The sequence below is a fragment of the Streptococcus cristatus genome (assembly GCF_003943815.1).
GTDB classification, from domain to species: domain Bacteria; phylum Bacillota; class Bacilli; order Lactobacillales; family Streptococcaceae; genus Streptococcus; species Streptococcus cristatus_F.
The window spans coordinates 1-9,228 of record NZ_RJNA01000024.1 but is presented as its reverse complement, the minus strand read 5'-3'; the positions used below and the strand labels follow the sequence as shown (position 1 = coordinate 9,228).

6 protein-coding genes are annotated in these 9,228 nt (G+C 32.8%); 2 read left to right on the top strand and 4 right to left on the bottom strand.

Going from position 1 to position 9,228, the window contains the following annotated elements:
• Nucleotides 1-601 precede the first annotated feature (601 nt).
• Nucleotides 602-2,020, bottom strand: a complete 1,419-nt coding sequence (locus D8872_RS10290) for a plasmid recombination protein (protein WP_125390849.1) — start codon at nt 2,018-2,020, stop codon at nt 602-604.
• 1,305 nt (nt 2,021-3,325) lie between these two features.
• On the bottom strand, nt 3,326-4,189 hold the full coding sequence (locus tag D8872_RS10280) for an LpxL/LpxP family acyltransferase (RefSeq protein ID WP_185761421.1): 864 nt from the start codon (nt 4,187-4,189) through the stop codon (nt 3,326-3,328).
• A 302-nt stretch (nt 4,190-4,491) separates the two neighbouring features.
• On the opposite strand from D8872_RS10280, the gene D8872_RS10275 reads away from it, so the two are divergent.
• Both D8872_RS10275 and D8872_RS10270 read left to right on the top strand, forming a co-directional pair.
• Nucleotides 4,492-5,595, top strand: a complete 1,104-nt coding sequence (locus tag D8872_RS10275; protein ID WP_125390847.1) for a HesA/MoeB/ThiF family protein — start codon at nt 4,492-4,494, stop codon at nt 5,593-5,595.
• Nucleotides 5,592-6,863: an MFS transporter gene (locus tag D8872_RS10270; RefSeq protein WP_125390846.1), complete on the top strand. Its 1,272-nt coding sequence runs from the start codon at nt 5,592-5,594 to the stop codon at nt 6,861-6,863. Before D8872_RS10275 ends, D8872_RS10270 begins: the two co-directional genes overlap by 4 nt.
• Before the next feature lie 715 nt (nt 6,864-7,578).
• On the opposite strand, the gene D8872_RS10265 is transcribed toward D8872_RS10270, so the two are convergent.
• Entirely contained in the window at nt 7,579-7,974 is a 396-nt protein-coding gene (locus D8872_RS10265) for a hypothetical protein (RefSeq protein ID WP_125390845.1), read from the bottom strand.
• A 180-nt stretch (nt 7,975-8,154) separates the two neighbouring features.
• Nucleotides 8,155-9,027 (bottom strand): replication initiation protein, encoded by an 873-nt coding sequence (locus tag D8872_RS10260; RefSeq protein WP_185761420.1) that lies wholly within the window; start codon nt 9,025-9,027, stop codon nt 8,155-8,157.
• Nucleotides 9,028-9,228 lie beyond the last annotated feature (201 nt).

The window sequence follows — 9,228 nt, the reverse complement described above, 5'->3', positions numbered from 1 at the left end:
GTTAGAATACTTTGCTACTTCTCTAATTTCATTTTTTTCTTCTTCCATAGCAATAAAATCCTTTTTCATTTTATATCAAATATTGTATCACAAAATCACATTTAATTCAACAATAAAATCCTTTTTCATTTTATTTCGGAGAAAGGGATTTTATTCTCGGAGAAAGGGATTTTATTCTCGGAGAAAGGGATTTTATTCTCGGAGAAAGGGATTTTATTCATCAGCTTTCCTTAGAGCCTCAAGGGATAGCCAGACCCTACAATATTACTTTACAATATATATATACAATATATATTTACAATAGCGCTTCGCGCTTATATCCATATCCATTTTATAATAATGAAAATGAAGTCGCTACGCTCACTGCCTACAAGGGAAAGCTGGATTACTTTAACTAATAAAGCCAATAAGAGTTGATTAACTCTTTAATTTCGTATAGACAAATAGATAATCTTTTTAAAAGTTAGTTTTATTTGCCTAAAGGTGATTAAAGGTATTGATATAGCTACATTACTAGGCTAATTGAATACAAGTTTATAAATAAAATCCTTGTGGATTTTATTTCGGAAAAAGGGATTTTATTACTAGGCTAATAATCAAGCTATCTGCTAAAATCGAGATCATCTCTCTCAAATGTCCTATCTCTATCCCCATCTTCTAGTTCAAGATCTTTTCTCTGAATGATCTTCTCAGCAATCTCATTACGTTCTCGTTCAGTCAGATAATATTCTTGGTCCTGTAACTGATACCTGTATTTATTTCTATCTTCAACCATAGAAGTCAATTCTTTAGACAAGTTATCGTTTTCTCTGATTAGACTAGCCATTTCTTCCTTCAATTTCGCAATAGTAGCCTGTAGACGTTGTACAATTCCCAGCCCAAGAATACGTTCTTTAAATTCGTTCAGCAATTTAACCAAAGGGCCTCTATTAGCCCTGCGGGCCAAGTCATCAAAATCTTTCTCTGGGACAATAACATAGCGTTGTTTTTCCTTTCCAAAGCCTTTCTCTTCGATTCTATAGTTTCGTTTATCGTCAATCGGTTTATTTGCGATCAGTTGCATCTTCAGCATCGCATCGACTGTTTCATCTTCGATTCGCTCCAAATCAAGCTGTTCAGCTTTGCTAGCGATCTCATCGTTAATCTGCTTGATCAATCTAGCTTGTTGCCTCTTACTAGCCTCAAAAGCTTCATCTCGCTTTTGGATTTTTTCTTCTTGCTGTCTCAATCGCTTGTTTAGCTCTTCCATCTTCTCTTCATGAGCTTGTTCTTCTCGTTGCATTTTAACGATTTGACTTGATTTTCGATTCTCAATGTATTCCATCGCGTCTTTGTACTCGCGCATGTCTCTGATATCGTTAGTCTGACCAGCTTTTCGGTCAATACCGATCTCATGTACAAACTGATGTAGACGATGAATTTCTGCATTTCGAAACGCTTTAAATTGCTCCTTACCAGATGGCCCAAATCCTTCTTGTTCCAGAGCCTTTCGGAAAGAAGGTTGTACTGCAAGCCCATTTTTATATCCAGTTGCCGTCGGAACCACATTAAAATGAGCATGAGGGGCCCCAGATTCGTCCAGATGAACGATGGCGTTGTAGATGGTCATATTATCGTGTCGTTCGTTAAAATCGCGTACGTAATGTTCTAGAGCCTCTCCGACTTCCTGTTTTTCTTCAAAACTCAATTTTTCCCAATCAGCTTTGTTTCCGACGGTCACAATAAACTCTCTCTGCAGATCCAAGTTTTTGGACTTCTGGACGTGTTTATAATAATCATCGATCTTGCGATCTTTCCTCTTTTGCTTTGCGTTATAAGCATTCAGCGCATCGTCAAAGAGTTCGTGATAAACGTCTTTGATATCGCGTTTGACAATCTGAATATTGTATTTCGATTTTTCACGTTGAATATGCTTGTGAGCGTCGCTTTTAAACTCTTTTTCCGTTAGTTCGCGGTTGTTGTGTCTTATGTTAGTTTGACGTGGATTCGTCTTAAAAGATAATGTCATTGTTTTATTCATGATTTAAACCTACCTTTGAATAGCTACTCATAGTATGCCATTTTTTGTTAAAAAAAAAGACAAAACAGAAGAAAAAACGCAATACTCAAAGAATTTAACTAGGCTAATAATCTAGTTAAAAAAATATGGATAGATATAGAGATCCATGTTTTGTTCATTTCGTGGGTTTATATATAAATCCATGAAAAATACAAATAATGGTCTACATAGTTGTCCATGATTTGAGTAGAAAATGGACTATATAGAGGACCATGAAAATATAGAATAATGGGATATATAGTAGACCACGAAATAATAAAATCATGGAACATATATAAGCCCATAATTTATCTAAAAGATGGACTACATATAAGTCCATTATTGGACTTAGAAGTGGACCAGTATATAAATCCATTAACAAACTTTAAAATGCGCAAGGTAGCCCGAAAAGCGGGCTATGCCGCAGCGCTATCGCTATTCTGCGTCTATATTGTCGATTTAAAACAGACGTAAAAATCATAATCCAAAGTCGGGATTTAGAGGGGCGTTTCTGTTACTCTTTACCAAAGAGTAACGTTTTTGCACCTTTGACATCGCTTCGCGACGTACAAAGGTAAAACGCTCCTGCGGAGAGCTGGGTTGCACCCCTTTTTTGACCCTCACGGTTCAAAAAATTCACTGCGTTTTTCGGCCCACAAAGTGGACTCGAAAAAGATCGGCGCGAACAACGCACCGAAAAAATTGCCCACTGCAATTTTTGCTTGCCCATCTTTTGCTAACAAAATAATTTCAGCTGCGCTAAAATTATCAGCAAAAAATGGTCTTCGCCCGTCGCACGAATTAACGTGCGATTTGTCCGCGAACAGCGCAGACAAAAAAAGAGAGAGCTTATAACTCCCTCCAATGCTTATTAACTAGGCTATTACTCTAGTTAATGTTTGCGATTAGACATATATTCATCATACGAGCTTTCCAATGGCTCATAAATCGAAACAGTTTTAAGCTCAATCAACGGTCGTTTTGTATCATTTCTTTTTTTGTTTCGCTGTATAGTCTAACGACATATTTAAACCATTGTCATCAATCATCACTAAATTATTAATCGAAACGCGTACAGCTCTATTTTCATGCGTTACAGTTATGAGTATAAGTTAGAGTGTATTGAGCTATATAGAAAAGGAATATGGCCTGAAACACCAGAAGGAAAAACAAAATGGATGCTACCTGTAATGTACAGGATAGCATCCATGTGTTCCACTTAGTTCATAACATGTGTCCAGGATTCTGGGTACATATCAATTTTTTAACCAATATTTTGAATGTGTTTTATTTTTTTAAAATTGTATCGTTATAAATTTCCCAGCACCACCACTTACTTAAATCAGAAGAAATGATTTTTTCCATGTATTTCATCATTTTCGTAGCAGCTTCTTTGCTGTTGCTGCAATCAATTGGCTTATCGATAGTAATGTCAGGTAAAAGTTGGTTGTTTTTATATTCCATAGCGACCGGTAAAAGGTCTGTTCGCAGTTTTTGCGCTATTTTAACTGGCCCTAGTGGGATATAAGCATGTTTTGATAAGAAATCACCTGAATATTCTGGTGTTTCACCAGCCGTAAAATCAGGATACATCATCAAATTGTATCCATGTTTAATATCATGTAAAACATTTATCATAGATTTCTTATTTTGAATCCCATGTAATTTTATATTTTGACCATAGGAAACTTTTTGTATTATTTCATCCCAAAAATGTGTCATCCCCTCATCCATAAGTACTGTAAATTTTATACCTTGACTTGCTAACAAGGGTAATATAGACATATATGAGCCATAATGAGGATAGAATAGAATTTTTCCTTTTCCATTTTTCAATCCGTCCAATGAGTTATTACTTTGTATATCTATTTTATCAGCATATAAAATAGATATAATCAATTCTAAAGAAACTGTCAATTGATTCTGTGCCCATTTTTCTTGCAAATCACTTGTAAATAATGCATTATCTACGTTTTTAACTTTCTCTTTATACTCTCCCAGTCGCCGAATAGATTCTTTGTTGTAACTAGGATTAATTAAAGTTATTAATGAATTATAAAAATCAAAACTAGGTATATCACTCATTGTCTTGTAAATTTCGTAGTTTTTTAGAAAAACATCGTAGTCTATAAATAAATCAGTACTGTTCATTAGCACACCTCCTATGTACATTTTATCATAAAACGTCTTAATTGTCGCAAAAAACTGTATTTTAAAAAAATTTTAAAAATTCTAAAAAAACTATTGATTTCTAATTTTTTTTTTGTTACAATATCATCATCAAAAAAAGGAGGACCTCAAAATGAAAAAGATTAACGAAGTTAAAGTTCTTTCAGAAAACTCAAAAACTGGAAGCTGCTAATTGAAAGTATTTAGGGATATATTTTTTATTCCAAGTTTAAAATAAGAAGGTGGGATCCCATCTTCTTATTTTGTATACCAGGGAGAATGCCATGAATATTTATATAAAAAAGGGTGTAAGTGTTCTATACAATAGGAAAAATGGAGATATCCACTTTTCGATATCTACTAGTGGAGTTCACAAAATATATAATATTACAGACGAATATCATGTGTTTTTGGAACTAATTCAAATAGAGCATGATGTAGATGATATATACTATAAAATTAAAAAAAAATACCCTGAATTTAAAAAACAAGAATTTTTAGAAACAATTGAAGAACTGAGAAAAGAAGGAATATTAACGTATGATGTTAGTCATACAGAATCTTTTTCCACCCAAGAGATTAACCGCTATAAAAGGCAAGTGGATTTTTTTGGTGACCTTAATCCTGTTGTTATAAATTCTTGGGATTTTCAAAAAAAATTAAAAGAATCAGTAGTTCTAATCTTAGGAATCGGAGGATTAGGAAGTTGGATTGCTCAATTGTTGACAATGATGGGGATAGGAAAACTAATTATTTGTGATTTTGATTATGTAGAGGAGCACAACCTAACAAGGCAAACTTTATATGACATTAATGATATTGGAACTAAAAAAATTGATTCCCTTAGTAGAAAGTTATTGCTTATTAATGACAACCTTGTAGTTGAAAAAATTAATAAAAAAATTGAAAATAAGACTGACTTACTTGATTTAAAAAAGCAAATTTGTTTATCTGATGTAATTATAAATTGTGCAGACTTTCCCGACATTAATACAACTTCTACTTGGGTTTCAGAATTATGTATGAAATTCGACAAAAAACATATCATTGGTGGAGGTTACAACGGGCATACAGGTTTGATAGGTCCTTCAATAATTCCTTATAAATCTGCATGTTGGAAGTGTTTTGATGAAAAGTATAAGAAAGAGGTTGAAAATTCCGATTTAGAAGTAGTAATTAATACAAGAAAATCTGCAGGAGCTATTTCAGTACTGTCTAACATAATTGCTAGTATACAAGCATGGGAATGTGTTAAATTAATTACAGATGTAGATGAAATCAAGACTTTAAACAGGAGAGGTTTTTTTAATATAAATACTTTTGAAATTGAATGGGAGGAAATAGATGAAGTAGATAAATGTAGTACTTGTAGGGGAAAGTGTAAATGAAAAATATAATTAGTGACCGTATCTCAAATAAGCAAATTATAAAAGATTTTATTAGCAATTTCATTGGCTCTTTGAGCGGGAAATCTTTCAATTTTGCTTTAGGTTTGATGCTACTGGATCAAACAAAATCTGCAATGAGTTTTGGGATTAATATGATTATTTATCCTTTAGTCAGTTTGATTTTCTTAGTTCCCATTGGTAATCTAGTAGATAGATACCCACACAAGAAAATTTTGATATATAATTTCATCTTTAGAATTTTTACCTTTCTTTTGTTCTATGCTTTTTATTTTCTTATGGATTCTTCGAGTATCTTATACCTAGTAATTCCGTTTGTAATACTTCACTCTATTACAGTCAATATAAGTGATACTTGTTATTCAGCCTCAATTCATGAATTAGTAAATGATAAAAAAATTCAAAGATTAAGTTCTGTTACACAGACTGCCATTGCAATTGCAACCATGCTTTCTCCAGCTATTGGAGTCATTTTTTATGGTTGGTTAGGTTTTGCAGGTTTTATTCTAATTGAAATCTTTGCAAACCTCCTCTCTTTAGGAGTTCTACTTAGTATGAAATTTTACTATGAATATAACGAGCAAGAGAACAAGGCTACGAATTGTAAAAATCCTCTGCATGGAGTCAAAGAAATCATTCAATTTCTTAAAGAAAATCAAATTGTAAAATACATTATTCTTGTAGGTGTTATTCTCAATTTTTTCTACACATCTATCAGTATTGGGGTTCCCTTTGTATTAAAAGAACAACTTCTGTTAGATAACTCGACAGTAGGGATGCTTGAAACTATGGCCGCAGTAGGAATGCTTTTAGCCAGTATTTCAATGTCACTATTGCCAGATAAGAAAGAAAACAACATCTTACTCTCGAGTAAGATAACCATGCCACTTGTTCTCTTAACTATGGCTATTATTGGTTTAGGCATCACATTTGCATCAACTAACTCTCAAATTATTATTTCTTTTCTTGGTAGTATATTTATGGGAATCATAGCGTTTACTCTTGTTGTTTTAAATATTATTGTGATGACTTACCTTCAAAGTACCATCGAAACAAAATTTTTAGGCAGAGTAATGAGTACTTTATTTACACTAAATACATCTATCATGCCAATAGGTACCCTAGTATTCACTTATCTTTTTCAAAAAGAAGTGAATGGAGGGTTGATATTCATATTTGGGGGAGTAACCCTCCTAATATATATAATTATAATGTTACCTAAAATTTTTAGAATACTAAGATTAGAGTAATCTATATTTAGATAAGAGCATTGAAAAAATTTATTTTCACTTTAATAAGCCTTTTTTGATTATGACAATATCAGGTCTATAATCAGCCTGTTCGTGACCGATTGTTGGACTTAAGTCTAGCCAAATAGTGTCATCTTGCTCTAAACTTGAGTGACATAGAGCATAAATCAAGTATAAACCAAAATCAACTAAAAAAATTATGTTGTATAATATCCGCACCAACTTTCCGAAAAATTGGTCTTTTTCCGAAAGTTGTTGAATGAGCTAAAAAACAGCGAAAACCGTTGAGGCTGTAAGGATTTTTAGTGGTAGATTGTCCGTGATTTAATCTAAAAACAGCTCAGAATGGGTATCTCAACATCGTTTTTTAACTATTTATGCAAAAAAGTAACTATTCAGCATCGAAAAATTTACCGAACAGTTAAAAAAATGAGCAGAATAGAATTTTTCAAAAATCGTATTGAAATGTTTGTTATGATGAAATCATGAAAGATTTAATGTTAAAGATTGTATACGAGGCAATGCAGCTACGTTCTGATGACGAAATTGATGTATTAGATGATAAAATAAGGCAATTAAAGCTATCTATTAAGATCTTAGAAGATAAATTGGACCGTTTTTATCATGACTACAACTAGGTTATGAAAATAAAAAAGGGGGGATGCCCACCTTTTTTATTTCTCTATAAGTTTTTCAAAATGATACCTCAAAACATTCAATTAACGATCTTTTTTGAAAACAACCGTTGCCACCAACTTTTTTTAGTCTCTAGCAATAATGTTTCATTCTTCATTGTGAGAGCTCCGATCAATTGCAATTGGCTATTGCTTGTTTCAATCATATCAGCGATCTGCTTGTCTTTTTGCTCGATTTGATCCACCAATTGAGTGCGTTCGCGTTCAAAATCTTCGCGCAATTGCTCAATTTGACTTTGTAGCATCTTTTCTACACGTGCGCTAGAACGTGCTACATCATCTATATTTGTGTCTACATCGTCTATAATACATTTATCTAATACATATTGTGTCAGATTTTTATTCTCTTTTTTAGAAAGCTCTACAAGTCTTTCTTTCTGTTCTTTTGACACACGCATACTAATTTGTACACTCATTTTTCTCACCTCTTTTTTCGTCCGTTATATACGTTGTATATAACTATTTATATACCAATTATAGCACTTTCTACACGATTTCTACACAGTATTTTATTGAAATTTACGATTTAATAGTTTAACTAAATTAATAGCCTAGTAAAAAACAAAGCAATAAAAAAGACGGTTTATCCGTCCTTTTTATTTTTCTCTCGGCTCGTCTAATTTTGCAAGCATTTCTGCTTTTTTCTTCTCTAATTCTGCTTTTTTTTCTTCTGAAGTATCGTTAACGTAATCAGGATTTGACCATTCGGGTTCGTTTGTTTCTTTTGCTTTTGATTTGTACTTATTATCTTCCCACGCGTTGCGGGCTTCTTTATCAAAATGAAATTTGTACGATGTCACTTTCGGTCTGCCACGTTCTCCTCTTTTGCGTTTCGCTTTTACTTCCTCCAGCCTCAAGTTTGGATAGTATTTTTTTAATTCTTCAAGAGCTGGATTTATGATTTTTTCTCTAATTTTTGTAGCACCGTAACTATCTGGGATCGCTAAATAACGTTTGAAATTTTCTACCGTCACGACCCAAAATCCTGTGTCAGCAAACTGACGCAAAAATTTGTAGATATCGATAGTGTATTGTTTACTGAAGCTATTTCCAATCTGCAGCGGAAATTTTGTATATTCGTTTGCAAAGTTTTTTATCAACGAAAAATAATCAGGGTTAACTCTTACTGTTATTTCTCCATTTTGTTTATCGACTTTTCTAGCCGTAAACAGCATAAATTCTTCATAGGAAGTTTCAGTTTCAATTTCTGTGATCGACAATGATAAAATCTTACGAAACGTCTGACGAATCAGCCTAATACCATCTTCCAAAGATTTTGGCTTTGCTTGAGTCAAGTATATAAAACGTTCATAATCAATCGTAATATCGCTTCCATCTGTTTCCTTAATCAACCAAATCAAGGTCATCAAGATTTTCTTTTGAACAAGTGAGAAGTCTTTCAAAGGAACGGCATTAAAGTCGTTAGAATACTTTGCTACTTCTCTAATTTCATTTTTTTCTTCTTCCATAGCAATAAAATCCTTTTTCATTTTATATCAAATATTGTATCACAAAATCACATTTAATTCAACAATAAAATCCTTTTTCATTTTATTTCGGAGAAAGGGATTTTATTCTCGGAGAAAGGGATTTTATTCTCGGAGAAAGGGATTTTATTCTCGGAGAAAGGGATTTTATTCATCAGCTTTGGGATTTTATTCATCAGCTTT

What these genes read in the sequence shown, in the direction of transcription:
- D8872_RS10290 (WP_125390849.1), bottom strand. Translation starts at nt 2,020, where the DNA reads ATGAATAAAACAATGACATTATCTTTTAAGACGAATCCACGTCAAACT.
- D8872_RS10280 (WP_185761421.1), bottom strand. Translation starts at nt 4,189, where the DNA reads ATGAACAGTACTGATTTATTTATAGACTACGATGTTTTTCTAAAAAAC.
- D8872_RS10275 (WP_125390847.1), top strand. Translation starts at nt 4,492, where the DNA reads ATGAATATTTATATAAAAAAGGGTGTAAGTGTTCTATACAATAGGAAA.
- D8872_RS10270 (WP_125390846.1), top strand. Translation starts at nt 5,592, where the DNA reads ATGAAAAATATAATTAGTGACCGTATCTCAAATAAGCAAATTATAAAA.
- D8872_RS10265 (WP_125390845.1), bottom strand. Translation starts at nt 7,974, where the DNA reads ATGAGTGTACAAATTAGTATGCGTGTGTCAAAAGAACAGAAAGAAAGA.
- D8872_RS10260 (WP_185761420.1), bottom strand. Translation starts at nt 9,027, where the DNA reads ATGGAAGAAGAAAAAAATGAAATTAGAGAAGTAGCAAAGTATTCTAAC.